The organism is Octadecabacter arcticus 238 (genome assembly GCF_000155735.2).
GTDB lineage: Bacteria > Pseudomonadota > Alphaproteobacteria > Rhodobacterales > Rhodobacteraceae > Octadecabacter > Octadecabacter arcticus.
Genome location: NC_020908.1, coordinates 4,617,602 through 4,634,679, shown reverse-complemented (window position 1 = coordinate 4,634,679; position 17,078 = coordinate 4,617,602). Strand labels below are relative to the sequence as shown.

Below are 17,078 nucleotides of genomic sequence, written 5' to 3'. Positions count from 1 at the left end.
AGTTTTGCGGCCTTGTTGCATAGATCGGCGGTTGGCTGGTACTGACGCGGTTTGTTCCCATCAGGATGTTGTGAATGCCGCTGTCGTTGTACCCTAATTAATCAGATTCTAAGGATTGAGCCGCGTTTCGGGCGCTTTTGTATCCTTAATTAAAACACATCCACAGGCTCGTTATCGATTTTGATTGAACCCGCTTAGCTCCTTTTTGGCCATCCAGATTGCGTCCCCTCGGGTGAGAAGTTGCAGTCGACCAGCGGCGGGACCAAGTTCTTCAATCGCCTGCTTGGCGGCTGCGAGTGCACTTGATGAGACCTCTTTGGCTGATGTTGCTCCGGTGCGGTATTTTGGGGATGTTTCGCCATTGAAGCGCACCTGTAGATTCTCGTCCAATTCTTCCGATTGCGCCACTATCTTTGCAATAACCTCTCGATTCTGTGGGAACACACGGCTCAAATGACGTGCTGGGGCGGCATTCTTTCGAGGACCCGGTACTGCTTTCAACAATGTATGCGACATACACGTTACAATCGCTGCCAGCATCGTGAACCGGACGACCTTGTTGCCTGAGGTCAGTGATGTGGGTTGTGCCAAATCCCGAGCGCGCAACACATAGAATGCACGGCCAAGTCGTCGACCGAGCCGTAGATCGGCATCACAAAAGGCTAATTTCAGGACTTCAGCACCACGATTTGCACGACGTAGTATTTTTTCAAGAACGATTTCGGCGTCCGCAGAGTGCAGCGGTACTAGTTCCCGTCCGCACCTCTCGCAAGTGGTTGCCCATACGAAACGCCAGTGTCGCAGAACAAGATCGGGTGTTTGCGAAGTGCAACCTGCACATTTCTGGAAATCGTGTTGAGACACGTACTGGACTTCAAAGCGAATGCCATCTGGGAGCGTCATGGCCGTGACTTCGCTGGCTGTTTGCTGAACCAACAAACTCAAGTGACCCAAGTTTACGTTTCCAAGTTCTGCCACCGTTTCCGGTGCCCCGCCCTGCTCAAACCCGAGATAGCCGTTAAACTCTTTGAAGGAGCAGTGATTGGCCCGTGCTATGCGACCCAATCATTTGTCGGAATGGCGTCGCATGGCTCGCGAGGGCAAATTAGTTTTGCCTGACCTTTCGGGTGCGGCCTTTGTTCCGATCGAAGTCATTCAAAAACCGACGCCGGTTGCTGAACCCACGCCGGCACAGCAAACGTTGGATTTGATCAAGGGGGATATTACGATCCGGTTGGATACAAGCACGACACCTGAACGTATTGCCCAGGTCGCGGCTGCACTGTGATCCACCCGTCGCACGGCGTGCAGATCTTTGTCGCGACCAAACCGGTCGACTTTCGTAAAGGCCATGACGGTTTGGCCGCGCTGGTGCAGAGCCATTTGCACAAGAAGCCCTTTGATGGCGCGGTCTATGTCTTCCGTGCCAAACGGGCGGATCGCCTCAAGATGATTTGGTGGGACGGAACCGGCCTGGTCATGGCGTACAAGCGGCTTGAGCAGAATGCGTTCAAATGGCCTGCCATCAAGGACGGCGTTTTGCGGCTGGATCCAGCGCAGTTTGAGGCACTGTTTGCGGGTCTGGATTGGCGTCGCGTGACCGCATTGGAGACCCGTCCACCGGCTGCGGCTGTCAACGGCAGAGTAAAAGTGAGCCAAAGGTCAGCGCAAAATGTTGCCACTTTGGGGTTGGGACAATCAGCGTATAGACGAGCGCCAGCATCCGGGCAGCCGCGCTTGTCATATAGCTGGCGTTTGCCCGGATGCTTTGGCCCGTCAGGGCCAATCTATGCTGATTGAGGTTCAGGTTTTGGGCGTTGCCTGACGCGCCTTACTCTGACCAAGGCGGTAGCTTTCGCCATTCATCTCTAGGATGTTGACGTGGTGGGTCAGGCGGTCGAGGAGTGCGCCTGTCAGGCGTTCTGACCCAAATGTTTCTGTCCATTCGTCGAATGGCAGGTTGCTTGTGATTAGCGTGGATCCGCGCTCGTAGCGTTGGGAGATCAATTCAAACAGCAGCTCAGCGCCGGTTTTGCTCAGTGGCACAAAGCCCAACTCGTCGATGATCAGCAGCTTGTAACCCACCATCTGCTTTTGAAGCCGTAGCAGTCTGCGTTCGTCTCTGGCCTCCATCAGCTCATGGACGAGTGCGGCGGCGGTGACAAATCCAACGGACATGCCTTTCTGGCATGCTGATAGGCCAAGGCCCAAGGCGACATGGGTCTTGCCGGTGCCCGAGGGGCCAAGCGAGATGACATTCTCACGCCGTTCGATCCATTCGCAACGCGCCAACTCCAGCACCTGCATCTTGTTCAGGGCGGGGATCGCCTTGAAATCGAAGCTGTCCAGACTTTTAACGGCTGGGAACTTTGCGGCTTTGATCCTGCGCTCGATCATCCTGCGTTCCCGGTCAATCATCTCCAGTTCGATTAGACGTGCAAGGAATTGCACATGGTCCAGTCCCTCGGCTGCGGCTTGCTTGGCCAGTTTGCTGTATTCCCGCAGAACGGTCGGCAGCCGCAGCGATTTGAGGCGGTGGTCCAGAAGGATTTGGGGAGCTTCAGTCATGCTGATTGCCCCCGCATCAAGGACATGTAACTGGCTGCAGATGTTGTGCCGACATTGGCCTTGGGCAGATAGGGATAGACATCCAGATCCAGCTTGGGTGGCCGCTGCTCGACTTGGCAAAGCACAAGATGTTTGACGGCATCAAAGCCAATTGCGCCCATGCGCAGCGCGTTTTTGATGGCGATGTGCAGGTCCCCCATCTCGAAGGTCTCCAGCAGCCGCAAGACCTGTACATACTCACGCCGCCCCGCCTTGATCATTCGGGCTTCCATCAAGCGGCGCAGGGTCGCAAATTCGTCCGGCAAGTCCCAGCCCGCCAAAGGGGCGGCTTGATCCAATGCGCCCGCCTTCTGCTCCAGCAGGGGCAAGTAGTGGATCGGGTCAAAGACCATGTCTTCGCGGTCCCAGCACCTTGGGTGGCGGGCAATGACGTCGCCACCACAGCCAATCACAACCTGATCGACATAGCCGCGTAGCCAGACGTCACGATGGCCATAGGCAACCGGAACGGAATAATCGTTGGTTTTATAGCGCACCAATGCTTGCGAGTTCACTTGGCCGCTGGCCTGATCACAGGCATCGAACGGAGATGCTGGCAGATCCATCATGGCCTCAAGATCGCGGGCCAAGCGTTGCCCGATGCTGTCGCTATGCCCGCGCAAGACATCGTTCTGGCGCTTGCGGCATTGCTCTTCCAGCCAAAGATTGAATGCCTCCCACGTGGCAAAATGAGGGATGGGCACCATGAAGTTGCGCCGGGCATATCCGACCAGACCCTCAACGGCGCCTTTATCGTTGCCCTTGCCCGGGCGACCATAACGATCCTGGATGAAGTAATGCGACAGAAACCCGCTGAACAGTTTGGTCCGCTTGCGTGAACCGTCTGGCAGGATCTTCGCAACAAGGCACCGGTCGTTGTCGTAGAGAACCGACTGCGGCACCCGCCCGAAGAAGGCAAAGGCATGGACATGGCCATCAACCCAGGCCTCGGAGACCGCTGCAGGATAAGCACGCACAAAGCATGCGTCGCTGTAGGGCAGATCCAGTGCAAAGAAATGTGCCTTCTGCTCCACACCGCCGATCACGACCATCGCTTCGCCAAAATCCGCCTGAGCGTGGCCAGGCGCATGTGCCAGTGGGACAAACATCTCTCGATGGTGGCGGCCATGTTCCCGGACATAGTTCTTGACCGTGGTTTGCCCGCCTCGAAATTGATGCTCGTCCCGCAGACGTTCAAAAATGCGCTTGGCCGTGTGGCGTTGCTTACGGTTCCGGCTGAGATCGTCTTGCAGCCATTGATCAATGAAGCCGGTAAAGCCATCAAGCTTGGGCCGCTTGATCTTCGCAGTTCGTTGATATCCGGGCGGAACCGAAAAGCTCATCATCTTCTTCACGCTCGCGCGCGATATCCCAAAATGAACGGCTGCTGCTCGTTCGCTCATGCCACCTCGACGTGCGAGGCGGACCTTTCTGTAAAGTTCCACGCTGAAAATACCCCCGCCCTCCCTGAAAACAGAAAAGACTAAAGTGGCAAAGTTTTACTTTGCCTGCAGCAAGATAATCCTGCCACTTCCGTGGCTCACTTTTGCACTGCCGTTCTCACCCCATTCTCAAGCAAGCTTTGCTAGATCATCGCAATACCGTAACACTTGACCAAATCAAGGACGTCGCCTAACCATCAATCAAGCAGCGCCACTCGCCCGATTTTCAACATCGTACGGGACATCCCCTGGCCATAGCCCGTGCCAAAGGCAAGCTGCGCGGCAAACAGCCAAAACTATCTGAAAAACAACAAAGAGAAGTCGCGCGCATGCATGCAACCGGCGAGCATTCTATTTCTGATCTCGCTGAGGTATTTTCTGTCTCAAGGCCAACAGTCTATCGGACGCTAGCGCGTATTAGCGCCAAAAATGTAGCTTAGCTTAGGATCCTGCCCCCTACCCAAAGCGAACCCATTAGACCCGTCACGCTATACCGATATGTCGACCCAAACGGTCAGCTGCGAGACTACGAAAACGGGTCTTAAAAGTTTAGGGTGTCATTCTGCATTCAGCCGGAACAGACCCACGTCAAAACGCCGCCCAATCACACCGTAACCAACTTTTAGCCATAACACCTTCCCTGCAACAACGCCCCTATTGAGGGGCGTATTAGATCAGAATTTCCAAGCGAGACCAGCATTTGCGCCATAAGATTCATAGTCTGAACCGATACCATCATAGAAGACCCCAGCTTCAAAAGTACTGCCGTTGCTCATAATGGAGTTCAGCCCGAAGTGCACACGTCCTCGTCCACCACCAAAGTCAGCCTCGCCACCCGATGTTTCCGAGTAAATACCTGAAATACCACCAGTAAAGTCGACCTTATAATCCGTTAAAGGCGACAGCGGCATTCTGAAATCCATCCCAAAACTCAATTGTGTCACACCGACCGTTTGTCCAGGAACAGTATTTCCATTTGTGTCCACAAAGGTCTTTTGAGTGTCATCTGTATAGGTAAAGTCCAGCATGGGCATCAGGACGACGTTGTCTAGTTCATATTCCCCCGTTGCACGTAGCTGTGCAAGCGAACGATTTGTGCTGAAGCTTTGTATGCCAGTGGTTCCTGCAGCTGTGATTGTGTTGCTGGACCCACCATAGAGAAGGCGACCCTCAAAGAATAGCGGCTGCGCGCCATGTTTTGCCACAAAGTAAGGCCCAACCATCCAGCCATTACCAGATGCGGTATTGGTATCTTCTTCAGCATGGTCAAACTGAAGCATACCACCAACAAGCAGGTCTGGGTTTATAACTCTATGAGCGCCTATGGTCCCCAAAGCATATGAGCTGCCTGACGACCATGAGCCTGTGAAATCAGCCCAAACATTACCATGTGTAGCGCAGCCATTGATAGAACCGTTAGCTTCCGTTGCGCTTGCATTGAAACCATTACATTCGTTCCCCAGCAAGAAGCGCGTCAGACTTGGTTGGTTCGAAACCAAATTGTTTGCACGCGACAGCATAAATCCAGAAATTGCTTTTTGTGTGAGTGCCACATTTGAAAGAGTTATTGTCAAATCTGGTGTTTGAGTATTGTTGGTCATGCGGTGATCTGGTCGGGGTTTGTGGTTTCGATTCCGTCTTTGAACGTGACGCCTGTGATGACTTTTGCGAGGTAGTCAAAGCCGCGTAGCTTCCTCCAATTTTGCTCAGCACATTGCCCCAGTTTGAACATCATGTGCAGCATGCCATCGCGTGACAGGCAGCCCTTTGAACGCTTGGTACGATGCCGGATCGTCGCGAAGGCCGATTCAATTGGATTGCTAGTGCGGATGCTTTGCCAATGCTGCGCCGGGAAGTCGAAGAATGCCATGAGTTCCTCACGATCTTTTTGCAGGCATAGTGTGGCCTTGGGGTATTTGGGTTCGTAGGTTTTGATGAACAGATCGAACGCCTTTTCTGCATCGACTTTGGTCTCGGCCTGCCAGATGTCGTGCAGCGCGGCCTTGGCTTTTGGCTGAGACAGCTTGGGTAAACAATTGAGCACGTTCATCGTTTTGTGTTGCCAACAGCGTTGATGGCGGGTCTCAGGATAGACTTCGTCCATGGCCGCCCAAAACCCCATGGCACCGTCCCCGATGGCCAGTTTGGGCGCATTCATGCCTCGGCTTTTGAGGTTAAGCAGAACCTCGCGCCAGCTCTGCGTGGACTCGCGCACCCCATCCTCAATTGCCAGAAATCGCTTCTTGCCACGGGCAGTTACCCCAATAATAACAAGGGCACAGAGCTTGTCATCCTCGCCCCGAAGGCCGCTGTGAACGCCGTCGGCCCAGATATAGACGATGGGCTCGTCATCTAACTCAGCGCCTTTCCAAGCCTCGTATTCATTGGCCCAATCGCGTTTTAAACGCGAAACCGTATTAGCCGACAAGCCAACGGCATCTGGGCCCAGAAGAACCTTGAGGGCGGGAGCCATCTCGCCGCTGGAGATCCCTTTGAGGTAAAGCCATGGCAAGGCCGCTTCCAGCGTCTTCGTGCGGCGCACATAGGGCGGCACCAGGGCAGACCGGAATGTCACCAGTGTGCCGTCCTTGGACCGAACCTTTGGAATGCGCACGCTCACAGGGCCAATGCCCGTTTGAAACGGGCGGGCCGGATGATGTCCATTACGCACGACTGCCGCGTGACCGGCATCGGTGCGTAAGCCGGTAAATTGCGCCAAATAACTGACAAGCTCAGCCTCAACTGCTGTCGCGATCAATTGTTGTGCTCCCGTTTTCAGCAACTCCGTCAACGCGTCCGTCATCTCGTCTCGACGCGCAAAATCAACAATGTTAGTAGTTCCCATGGTGGTGTATCTCCTTTGGTTGGGCTGCTGTCTTCCAACAACAATTCAACCAGATACGCCGCCAACCTTCAAACCACTCAAACACCAGATTCAGTCATAGCTCCATTTGAAAGCGAAATCGTCAAAACGTTTGACGCCTCATTAACGTATGCCGTTGCACCGCCTGATGTGTTGGTGGTCTCCTCCGCCACACCAGCTGGAACGCTCACAGTAATGGGACCAGTCCCAGTAGGCGTGAGCGTTATTGTGTAGGCATTTGGGCCAGTACCAATAGCCCCTACGGTTGCACCGGCTGCAACCACGTCTGAAGCTGCGAAGCCTGTTACATCGCGGGCAAACGTGGCCACAACATCGAAAGCTGTGCCCTCCGCATAAGTAGGAGTGGCTGATGTAAGTGCCATGGGCAGGTTGCCAGAAGCAAAGAATGTCACAACAATAGAGCCGGCATTCACATCGTTAACCGAGATGCCAACAGCGGCATCACCAACTGTAGGCGAAGACAGCCAAACCGAATATGTGCCATCCCCATTGTCCCGCATCGGGATTGTTGTCCCCGTTGGGTTTTGACGCAGCGTTCCGAGGTTGGTTGATGCGAAGACAGAGTGTCCAGATGCGGCAGGGCCAATAGCATCACCTGCGGCATCTTTGAGAGTAAATCTGATCTCTACCTCGCTCGTATTATCAACAATTGATGCATTAAGACCGCCAACCACAACAATAGAAGTACCTGATTTGGGTGCATCGACAGTGTTTGGTCCAGGCGTAAATTGACCAAATGCAGACTCTGCGCCTGGACCAGCGTTATTTACGGCTCTGATTTTAACCCGGTAAGTTGTACCTGAAGTAAGGCCTGTTAGCGTGATTGAACTGCCAGCAAACGTTGCATCTTGCCAAGCTGTATAAGTATTGGTGCTATCTGGAGTAGCGCTATCAGTAGTGATTGCATATTCATAACTTGCAGCTGCTCCCCCCCCGCTTGCTGCGGTAAAGTTAACAGTCGCGCCATCTGCAGTTGGTGCAATACCAGATATTGTTAGAGCTGCTGGTACTGTATCATCATCGGTCACAGACACAGTTGGGTCCGTCGGATCAATTCCATCCCAGTTGGTATCATCTGATGCTGTGGCCGCGAGACCGATGGTCACGGTCTGCGTACCATCAACCACACTATCATCAACACCGGTCACCGTTACGGTTTGCGCCGTGTTCCAGTCGCTTGTGGTAAACGTCAAGCTCGATAAATCGACCGTCGCTTCGCCCGTGTCAGCCGATCTCACAGCAAACGTGACATCCGCAGCCGGCTGGCTGTCCAATTGGACTGTGAACGTGGCTTCGCCGCCCGCTTCAGTTGCGGTTCCCGAGACAGAACTCACAGTGACGCCAGCGGTATCATTATCGGTCACAGACACAGTTGGGTCCGTCGGATCAATACCAGAGTAGTTACTATCCGTTGATGTTGTGTTCGCGAGACCGATGGTCACGGTCTGCGTACCATCAACCACACTATCATCAACACCGGTCACCGTTATGGTTTGCGCATCGCTCCAGTTGCTAGAGGTAAACGTCAAGCTCGGTGACGAGACCGTCGCTTCGTCCGTGTCATCCGAACTCACAGCAAGCGTGACATCCGCAGCCGGCTGGCTGTCCAATTCGATTGTGAACGTGGCTGTGCCGCCCGCTTCAGTTGCGGTTCCCGAGACAGAACTCACTGTCACGCCAGCTGTATCATTATCGGTCACAGACACAGTTGGGTCCGCCGGATCAATTCCAGAGTAGTTACTATCCGTTGATGCTGTGGCCGCGAGACCGACGGTCACGGTCTGCGTACCATCAACCACATTATCATCAACACCGGTCACTGTTACGGTTTGCGCCGTGTTCCAGTTGCTTGCGGTAAACGTCAAGCTCGGTGACGAGACCGTCGCTTCGTCCGTGTCATCCGAACTCACAGCAAGCGTGACATCCGCAGCCGGCTGGCTGTCCAATTGGACTGTGAACGTGGCTGTGCCGCCCGCTTCAGATAATGGTGATCCGGTGACAGAACTCACTGTCACGCCAGCTGTATCATCATCGGTCACAGACACAGTTGGGTCCGCCGGATCAAATCCATCCCAGTTGGAATCCGTTGATGTTGCGTTCGCGAGACTGATGGTCACGGTCTGCGTACCATCAACCACACTATCATCAACACCGGTCACCGTTACGGTTTGCGCCGTGTTCCAGTTGCTTGCGGTAAACGTCAAGCTCGATAAATCGACCGTCGCTTCGCCCGTGTCATCCGAACTCACAGCAAACGTGACATCCGCAGCCGGCTGGCTGTCCAATTGGACTGTGAACGTGGCTGTGCCGCCCGCTTCAGATAATGGTGATCCGGTGACAGAACTCGCTGTCACGCCAGCTGTATCATTATCGGTCACAGACACAGTCGGGTCCGCCGGATCAATTCCATCCCAGTTGGTATCATCTGATGCTGTGGCCGCGAGAACGATGGTCACGGTCTGCGTACCATCAACCACACTATCATCAACACCGGTCACCGTTACGGTTTGCGCCGTGTTCCAGTCGCTTGCGGTAAACGTCAAGTTCGATGACGAGACTGTCGCTTCGCCCGTGTCATCTGAACTCACAGCAATTGTGACATCCGCAGTCGGCTGGCTGATCAATTGGACTGTGAATGTGGCTGTGACGCCCGCTTCAGATAATGGTGATCCGGTGACAGAACTCACTGTCACGCCAGCTGTATCATCATCGGTCACAGACACAGTTGGGTCCGTCGGATCAATTCCATCCCAGTTGGAATCCGTTGATGTTGCGTTCGCGAGACCGATGGTCACGGTTTGCGTACCATCAACCACACTATCATCAACACCGGTCACCGTTACGGTTTGCGCCGTGTTCCAGTCGCTTGTGGTAAACGTCAAGCTCGATAAATCGACCGTCGCTTCGCCCGTGTCAGCCGAACTCACAGCAATCGTGACATCCGCAGCCGGCTGGCTGTCCAATTCGATTGTGAACGTGGCTGTGCCGCCCGCTTCAGTTGCGGTTCCCGAGACAGAACTCACAGTGACGCCAGCGGTATCATTATCGGTCACAGACACAGTTGGGTCCGTCGGATCAATACCAGAGTAGTTACTATCCGTTGATGTTGTGTTCGCGAGACCGATGGTCACGGTCTGCGTACCATCAACCACACTATCATCAACACCGGTCACCGTTACGGTTTGCGCCGTGTTCCAGTCGCTTGTGGTAAACGTCAAGCTCGATAAATCGACCGTCGCTTCGCCCGTGTCAGCCGAACTCACAGCAATCGTGACATTCGCAGCTGGCTGGCTGTCCAATTGGACTGTGAACGTGGCTTCGCCGCCCGCTTCAGTTGCGGTTCCCGAGACAGAACTCACAGTCACGCCAGCGGTATCATTATCGGTCACAGACACATTTTTGTCCGTCGGATCAATACCAGAGTAGTTACTATCCGTTGATGTTGTGTTCGCGAGACCGATGGTCACGGTCTGCGTACCATCAACCACACTATCATCAACACCGGTCACCGTTATTGTTTGCGCATCGCTCCAGTTGCTAGAGGTAAACGTCAAGCTCGATAAATCGACCGTCGCTATGCCCGTGTCATACGAAATCACAGCAAACGTGACGTCCGCAACCGGCTCGCTGTCCAATTGGACTGTGAACGTGGCTGTGCCGCCCGCTTCAGATAATGGTGATCCGGTGACAGAACTCACTGTCACGCCAGCGGTATCATCATCGGTCACAGACACAGTTGGGTCCGTCGGATCAATTCCATCCCAGTTGGTATCATCTGATGCTGTGGCCGCGAGACCGATGGTCACGGTCTGCGTACCATCAACCACACTATCATCAACACCGGTCACCGTTACAGTTTGTTCATCGCTCCAGTTGCTTGTGGTAAACGTCAAGCTCGGTGACGAGACCGTCGCTTCGTCCGTGTCATCCGAACTCACAGCAAACGTGACATCCGCAGCCGGCTGGCTGTCCAATTGGACTGTGAACGTGGCTTCGCCGCCCGCTTCAGACGCGGCTCCATCGACAGAACTCACAGTCACGCCAGCGGTATCATCATCGGTCACAGACACAGTTGGGTCCGTCGGATTAAATCCATCCCAGTTGGTATCATCTGATGCTGTGGCCGCGAGACCGATGGTCACGGTCTGATCACCATCAACCACACTATCATCAACACCGGTCACCGTTATTGTTTGCGCATCGCTCCAGTTGCTAGATGTAAACGTCAAGCTCGGTGACGAGACCGTCGCTTCGTCCGTGTCATCCGAACTCACAGCAATTGTGACATCCGCAGCCGGCTGGCTGTCCAATTGGACTGTGAATGTGGCTGTGCCGCCCGCTTCAGACGCGGCTCCATCGACAGAACTCACAGTCACGCCCGCGGGACTGATGGTCACGGTCTGAGAACCATCAACCACACTATCATCAACACCGGTCACCGTTATTGTTTGCGCATCGCTCCAGTTGCTAGATGTAAACGTCAAGCTCGGTGACGAGACCGTCGCTTCGTCCGTGTCATCCGAACTCACAGCAATCGTGACATTCGCAGCCGGCTGGCTGTCCAACTGGACTGTGAATGTGGCTGTGCCGCCCGCTTCAGATTCAGATGCAGTGCCGGAGACAGCGCTCACTGTCACGCCGTATGCTGATAGGGGTGTGAGATAGTATTCGTGGGCTCCCCCGGCCGTGATGTTATTCCAGTTGGTTAGTAGTGTGAAGGTAAAGCCGTATTCAGTGTCATCGCTCTTTGTTCCATCTGCCCCATTAGCACCGAAGGAAGAGACGTCCCCGATTGGTATATCGAGGCAACCAGCTATTATTGAAGAGTTTATTGCGGGTTTGTTGATGACTCCGCCACCGAATTAAATGGTGCCATCGGGCGCATAATCAGTGCCAGTCCAAGTGTCAGTTACGTAGTTGTATGCGTAGCTGCCGGCCCCGGCACCGCCGCCCGCATGGGGCTGGGCAGCGCACGGCCACCCGTATGAGGCACTGGTGTTGTTGTCTTGGAAGTCCGCGGTTGCCGCCGTCGGAGCCCAGCCGCCGCACGCGAGAACGCTAAGTGTCCATAGAGTCCGCGTTATCCAATTGTATCGACCCATGAAGTCCTCCAGTAGCCCAACTCGTCCAGCGGGCGATATATGATGTGATTGCTGCGTCTATCTGCGCGCGAGGTGCGCCTTTGCGCGCCCGCAGATATTGCTCATAAAGCCGATGCAGTTTGATCCGATGATTGCGGATCGTCTTCTCTGCCAGCCCAAGGCCTGCAGGAGAATAGCTGTAGCCCAGAAAATCAAAACCACGTGCCACAGGGCCGATGGTCGTTTTGTCCGGGTGTTGTTCCAGCCCAAGTTCTTCCAGCACGCCATTCATCGTGGCGATCGCACGGCGAAGCTGCCAACGGCTTGGGGCTAAAATTAGAATATCATCCATGTATCGGATGTAAAAACAGCGCGGGTGCTTTTGCGTCACCAAGCAGTCAAGCTTATACAGGTGGAACGCGCCAATCAACGGGCTGAGCGGGCAACCCGCAGAGATGCCTCGGGTCACGCTATAAAATGTGCCGCCATGCTCATGGGTGCGTCGCAGATACTGGACCAGCAAGGACATAACACGTTTGTCCGGCACGAAGGGCGCCAGCTGATCCAAAAGGGCAAAGTGATCAATCGATGCATAGAACGACTTTACATCCGTCCGACACACATAGCGGGCGGTGGCAGGTTCTTGATGCACCCTTGTGGCGACATCGCGCACAGCCCGCTTGAGGCCACCGTGGCCCGCGACATGCGTGCAGCTGTCGTGCGTTGGCAAAATATCTGCAAGCGCAAGGGTCAACGCCTTCAGCACAAGGGCATCCTGCGCGCTCCACGAATAGGCTGGTCCTGTCGCATGCCCGGTCCGTTGCAACGGCGCAAAGCAATACGTTCCAGTTGAGACTTGCTGTTTTAGCGATTGGCGCAGCTGCGACCAGTTCCGCCGCAAATCCCAAATATCCGCGTTAGGAGACGCCTTCGCACGGGCACCGATTAACCACAGGTATGCTGGCCGCAATTGCGCCGCGACACGAAATGACAATGCGTTTGTGTCGTGGGTTGTGTGGCCAGTTCGTCTTTTCAAAATCTGGCGGCCCCGGCTTAGATGAAACTACTCAATTTGTGTTACAACAATTATGTGATGGAAATTAATGATATTAGGTAACTCCCAAGCACCCCAGCCGATAACGGGTTTTTGTCAGTTTTGATGTGAGCTTGGATTCAAACATCAAGTGCAACGGTTGATTTGAAGGCCGCGATTTCGTCGGCCATGGCTTCAGCGGGTGTTCTCCAACCGAGAGTTTTTCTCGGGCGGTTGTTCATCAGGTTTGCAACGTCGTTCAGCCATGTTTGGCTTGCACCGTTCAGGTCAGTTCCTTTGGGCATGTACTGACGCAGCAGTCCGTTGGTGTTCTCGTTGCTGCCACGCTGCCAAGGCGCATGCGGATCGCAGAACCAGATATCGATCTTCAACCGTCTGGCGAGTTCGGGGTGGCAGGCCATTTCGGAGCCGCGGTCGTAGGTCATGCTCTTGCGCAAAGCAGCGGGTAGTCGTCTCATCTGGCGGGTGAAGCTGTCGAGCGCGGCCTCGGCCCCATTGCCGTCCATTTTGCAAAGAATGACAAAGCGTGTCTTGCGCTCGACCAAGGTCCCCACTGACGAGCGATTGAATGCGCCCTTGATGAGGTCGCCCTCCCAATGGCCTGGTACCAGTCGCGCTTCGATCTCTTCAGGGCGATTGATAATGCGCAATGATTCCGAGACCATAGCACTGCCCGCCGCTGTCCTGCGCTTGAGCCCACGCTTAGGCTTCGCTTGACGCAACGCCTCGATCATCGCCGCCTTCAGCCCACCACGTGGCTGCGCGTAAATCGCGGCATAGATGGTCTCATGGCTCACATGGGCGGATGGATCATCAGGCTTCATGAGACGCAGTCTCTGCGCAATCTGCTCAGGCGACCAGTGCAGATGTACGAGCTTGCCATGAACAAAACGATAAAGATCGCTCCCCTCCACAAGCTTGCGCTCGCGGCGGCAGCGCGCACGCCGGGCATCATAGGCCTGCCGCGCCGCTTGCGGGCAATAGCTGCCGTCTTCCTGCCGACCTCGCGCCAGCTCACGGCAGATCGTGCTCGCCGGGCGATGCAAAAGCTGGCCGATCAACCGCTGACTGCTGCCCCTATTATGCTCGGCTAATATCACGCCACGGTCCTCGCTGCTGAGGTGCTTGCTTCGTATGTCCATCACAACATCCTATGCCCAAAGGGCTCTGAGTGTTGCATTTGAAACTTGAGCCTAAGGAGTCTCCTTGACCATTAGGCGCATGAATTTTCTGTTGTGGTCTGAATTTCGTGGCGCTGTGACGATTTCTCTGAATCATTGGTGGAATGGACCAAGTTACTGCTCTTGAACAACTCCTCGCCACGGCTCTGCGCAGGATCGCCGAGTTGGAAGCCGCGTTGGCGAGCATGGCGCAAGAGAATGCGGATCTGCGGCGTCAGTTGGCCAAGAACAGCAGTAATAGCAGCAAGCCGCCTTCGAGTGATGGGTTGAAGAAGCCGGTACCGCGTAGCCTGCGTGGTAAGTCCGGTAAGAAAAGTGGTGGTTAAGTTGGCCACCGAGGCGACACCCTACGTTAGACAGCAACGCCTGACTTTGTGGAGCGACATGAGGCTGAGGCCTGTGGCACCTGTCAGCATGGCTTGACGGCTGGGATGATCAAGGCGGTGGAGAGGCGTCAGGTTTATGACATACCGGTGCCGCGTCTGGAGGTCACAGAGCATCAGGCAGCGATTTATTGTTGTGACCATTGCCGAGCCACGACGACAGCCACCTTTCCCGATGGCGTGAATGCACACGTGCAATACGGTAAGCGCATTCGGGCGGCGGCGGTCTACTGCAATGTTCAGCAGCTGATCCCCGAGGATCGGGTCTGCCAACTCCTGCGTGATTTGTTTGGTGCCACCAGCCTATGCGCGGCCAGCGTGACCAACTGGGTGAACGGCACAGCGCGTACCTTGGGTGGCGTCGTCGAACACATTCTGGCCCGGCTCAATGAAGGCGGCGTTCGGCATCTGGATGAGACCGGACTTCGTGTTGCTGGTAAGCTGCACTGGCTGCACTCAATCAGCGATCTCGCCTTCACGCATTATCGCATCAGCACCAAGCGCGGTGCTGTTCCATCCTTCCTGACCGGCGGGACAATTGTTCATGACCACTGGAAGTCCTATTACGCCCATATGAGTGGGGTGGACGCGCACGCCCTGTGCGGGGCGCATCATTTACGGGAACTCAAGGCCATCGAAGAAATCGAAAAGGAGCCGTGGGCGTGCGCGATGAGCGTGCTGCTCAACAGCGCCAATCAGCTCAAGTGCGCGGCTCAGGGGCGAGGCGAGACCGAACTCCCCACGTCGGTTCACCACGGCATCCTCACCAAATACATGGCGATCCTCACCGAGGGCCTCGCCTTCCATGAGCGACAAGACCCACTGGCTAGACGCACTGGTGCGCGAGGCCGAAAAGCCAGGCGGCCAGGCCATAACCTTCTGGTCCGCTTGCGCGACTACCGTGATGACGTCCTAAGGTTCCTTACGGACTTCACAGTTCCCTTCACCAACAATCAGGCCGAACGGGACCTGCGCATGATGAAGTTGCGCATGAAAATCTCGGGAACTTTCCGCACCCTCGAGGGCGCGCAGGTCTTCGCTGACATCAGATCCGTCATCTCGACGGTCAGAAAACACGGGGGCAATATCCTCGAAACACTCACCCTATCACCACAACAGATCATCGCGCGGCTCTAACGTCGCAAGGGCAACACAAAACCCGATATCCGATGGGGTCCTTGGGAGTTACGATATTAGATAAATTTTACACTGCCTCGACGATCCATTAATCTGCAAGGCCTTGTTGCAGGGAGGCTAAAAAGAAAAGCGCGCTTGTCGCTCTAAGCCAGGACGAAGGCCTTAAACGCGAAGCGCTGGATAAGGTGCTTGCCAAAAAGCCTATGCGTGATGACGCCATTGGGATTATGGAGACCTGCCTTACGCGAGCGCCGCAACGTTGCCGGCCGCGTCATCGAGAAGATCAAGGCCTTCGTGGAGCAGCTAGGGAGGGGTACTGGCGCAAAATAGGTCCCATGGCCCTTGTGGCGGCCCTCACAGCCCCTCTTGGCCTATTTGGTGGAACTGGTGGGCTAAGAACAACATTGAAGTACGTACGCTCTTAGACGCTGCGCAACTCCTCAAGACTGAATAGGGCGCTACGATGGGCTGCGGATATATTGGTAGGGTGGGTACGTCTGTATCTGCTGAGATACTTTGCGAAGTTCCTATGACCCCCGACCCAGAGTAACCTATTCAATATCTGCAAATTCCCGACCGTTGCCACCATCAGCGCCGGAGGCGCACCCTCAGTAGGGGGCAGAACGCTTCAACAAGCACCAAAACTACCCCAAATTTTTACCAAAAAGCGCGTAGCGCCTTCTTGTTCTATAAGTTCTCTTAAGTTCAGGGCTTGTAAGGTGCTGATTAAAAGTAATTTTTACTTTTTAAAGTAGCAAATCCAGACTTAAAGGTAGCAAATCCAGACTTTATCGCACATTTACAGGTATCAATAATGTCATATAAAAATGATACCATGGGCAAGACAACCGAAGTAGCTGCCGACCGGGCTTATGATCAGACGAAAACTGTTCTGCCTAAAGAGGTTGCGCAGGGCGTCTACATGCAACACGCACCAAGCCTTGCTGCGCTCAAGTTGATGCACTTGATGATTGGCACGGCAGGCGGGCGTATGGCCGACGATGTGCGCCACGAGTTTAGGTTGTCAGACATTAAGAAAATCGATGGCATAGACAACCATAGCCGTAAAAGCATCATTCCGCTGTTCCAGGAATTGGCTGCGGCAGTTTTGACAGTGGATGATCCCGTCAAAATGACCACTACTATCGGCGGCTTAATGGACGGTGCAAAAGTGGACTACCGCCATGAGGTTAGTGGTGACGTTCTGGTGACGTGGTACTTTGGTCGTACTTTTCGAGAAATGGCGGCGGGATCGAACCATTGGGCAATCCTTGATCGTCAGGGAGTTATTGTCAAATCTGGTGTTTGA

Annotated in this window: 14 protein-coding genes; 6 read left to right on the top strand and 8 right to left on the bottom strand. The window is 54.6% G+C overall.

The features are described from left to right. Positions 1-171: 171 nt before the first annotated feature. On the bottom strand, positions 172-1,065 hold the full coding sequence (locus tag OA238_RS24010) for a hypothetical protein (RefSeq protein WP_044037516.1): 894 nt from the start codon (positions 1,063-1,065) through the stop codon (positions 172-174). Between OA238_RS24010 and OA238_RS24005 the strand changes: the two genes are divergently transcribed. Both OA238_RS24005 and tnpB read left to right on the top strand, forming a co-directional pair. After that, entirely contained in the window at positions 1,055-1,288 is a 234-nt protein-coding gene (locus tag OA238_RS24005) for a hypothetical protein (protein WP_044037514.1), read from the top strand. The two genes, OA238_RS24010 and OA238_RS24005, sit on opposite strands and share 11 nt — an antisense overlap. Then, positions 1,285-1,800 carry an IS66 family insertion sequence element accessory protein TnpB gene (tnpB, locus tag OA238_RS32145; RefSeq protein WP_144055973.1) on the top strand — a complete coding sequence of 172 codons (516 nt, stop codon included), beginning with the start codon at positions 1,285-1,287 and terminating at the stop codon, positions 1,798-1,800. Before OA238_RS24005 ends, tnpB begins: the two co-directional genes overlap by 4 nt. A gap of 3 nt (positions 1,801-1,803) precedes the next feature. Here the strand turns inward: tnpB and istB are convergent, their stop codons facing one another. Then, positions 1,804-2,568 (bottom strand): IS21-like element helper ATPase IstB, encoded by a 765-nt coding sequence (istB, locus tag OA238_RS23995; RefSeq protein ID WP_015494275.1) that lies wholly within the window; start codon positions 2,566-2,568, stop codon positions 1,804-1,806. Further along, a complete protein-coding gene (gene istA / locus OA238_RS23990; protein WP_044036292.1) occupies positions 2,565-4,052 on the bottom strand; it encodes an IS21 family transposase in 1,488 nt (495 codons plus the stop codon). The genes istB and istA overlap by 4 nt, the downstream gene beginning before the upstream one ends. A gap of 197 nt (positions 4,053-4,249) precedes the next feature. Here istA and OA238_RS34220 point away from each other — a divergent pair, with 197 nt between their 5' ends. After that, a complete protein-coding gene (locus OA238_RS34220; protein ID WP_083906820.1) occupies positions 4,250-4,489 on the top strand; it encodes a helix-turn-helix domain-containing protein in 240 nt (79 codons plus the stop codon). 234 nt (positions 4,490-4,723) lie between these two features. Here the strand turns inward: OA238_RS34220 and OA238_RS23985 are convergent, their stop codons facing one another. The 5 genes from OA238_RS23985 to OA238_RS23960 form a co-directional block, all read right to left on the bottom strand. Further along, positions 4,724-5,650: an autotransporter outer membrane beta-barrel domain-containing protein gene (locus tag OA238_RS23985; RefSeq protein ID WP_015497203.1), complete on the bottom strand. Its 927-nt coding sequence runs from the start codon at positions 5,648-5,650 to the stop codon at positions 4,724-4,726. After that, a complete protein-coding gene (locus OA238_RS23975) occupies positions 5,647-6,894 on the bottom strand; it encodes an IS256-like element ISOan6 family transposase (RefSeq protein WP_015495721.1) in 1,248 nt (415 codons plus the stop codon). The genes OA238_RS23985 and OA238_RS23975 overlap by 4 nt, the downstream gene beginning before the upstream one ends. 77 nt (positions 6,895-6,971) lie before the next feature. Next, positions 6,972-11,564: a beta strand repeat-containing protein gene (locus tag OA238_RS23970; protein WP_044037508.1), complete on the bottom strand. Its 4,593-nt coding sequence runs from the start codon at positions 11,562-11,564 to the stop codon at positions 6,972-6,974. A 427-nt stretch (positions 11,565-11,991) separates the two neighbouring features. Then, positions 11,992-13,050, bottom strand: coding sequence for a reverse transcriptase/maturase family protein (locus tag OA238_RS23965; protein ID WP_015497201.1), 1,059 nt, complete (start codon positions 13,048-13,050; stop codon positions 11,992-11,994). Positions 13,051-13,187: 137 nt separating this feature from the next. Continuing rightward, a complete protein-coding gene (locus OA238_RS23960; protein ID WP_015494347.1) occupies positions 13,188-14,210 on the bottom strand; it encodes an IS30 family transposase in 1,023 nt (340 codons plus the stop codon). A gap of 143 nt (positions 14,211-14,353) precedes the next feature. On the opposite strand from OA238_RS23960, the gene OA238_RS34215 reads away from it, so the two are divergent. The 3 genes from OA238_RS34215 to OA238_RS23945 all read left to right on the top strand — a co-directional run bounded on the left by OA238_RS34215 (position 14,354) and on the right by OA238_RS23945 (position 17,078). Next, positions 14,354-14,575: a DUF6444 domain-containing protein gene (locus OA238_RS34215; RefSeq protein WP_015495645.1), complete on the top strand. Its 222-nt coding sequence runs from the start codon at positions 14,354-14,356 to the stop codon at positions 14,573-14,575. A gap of 48 nt (positions 14,576-14,623) precedes the next feature. Then, positions 14,624-15,769: an IS66 family transposase gene (gene tnpC / locus OA238_RS23950; protein WP_051076578.1), complete on the top strand. Its 1,146-nt coding sequence runs from the start codon at positions 14,624-14,626 to the stop codon at positions 15,767-15,769. 835 nt (positions 15,770-16,604) lie between these two features. After that, positions 16,605-17,078, top strand: coding sequence for a replication initiation protein (locus tag OA238_RS23945; protein ID WP_051076577.1), 474 nt, complete (start codon positions 16,605-16,607; stop codon positions 17,076-17,078).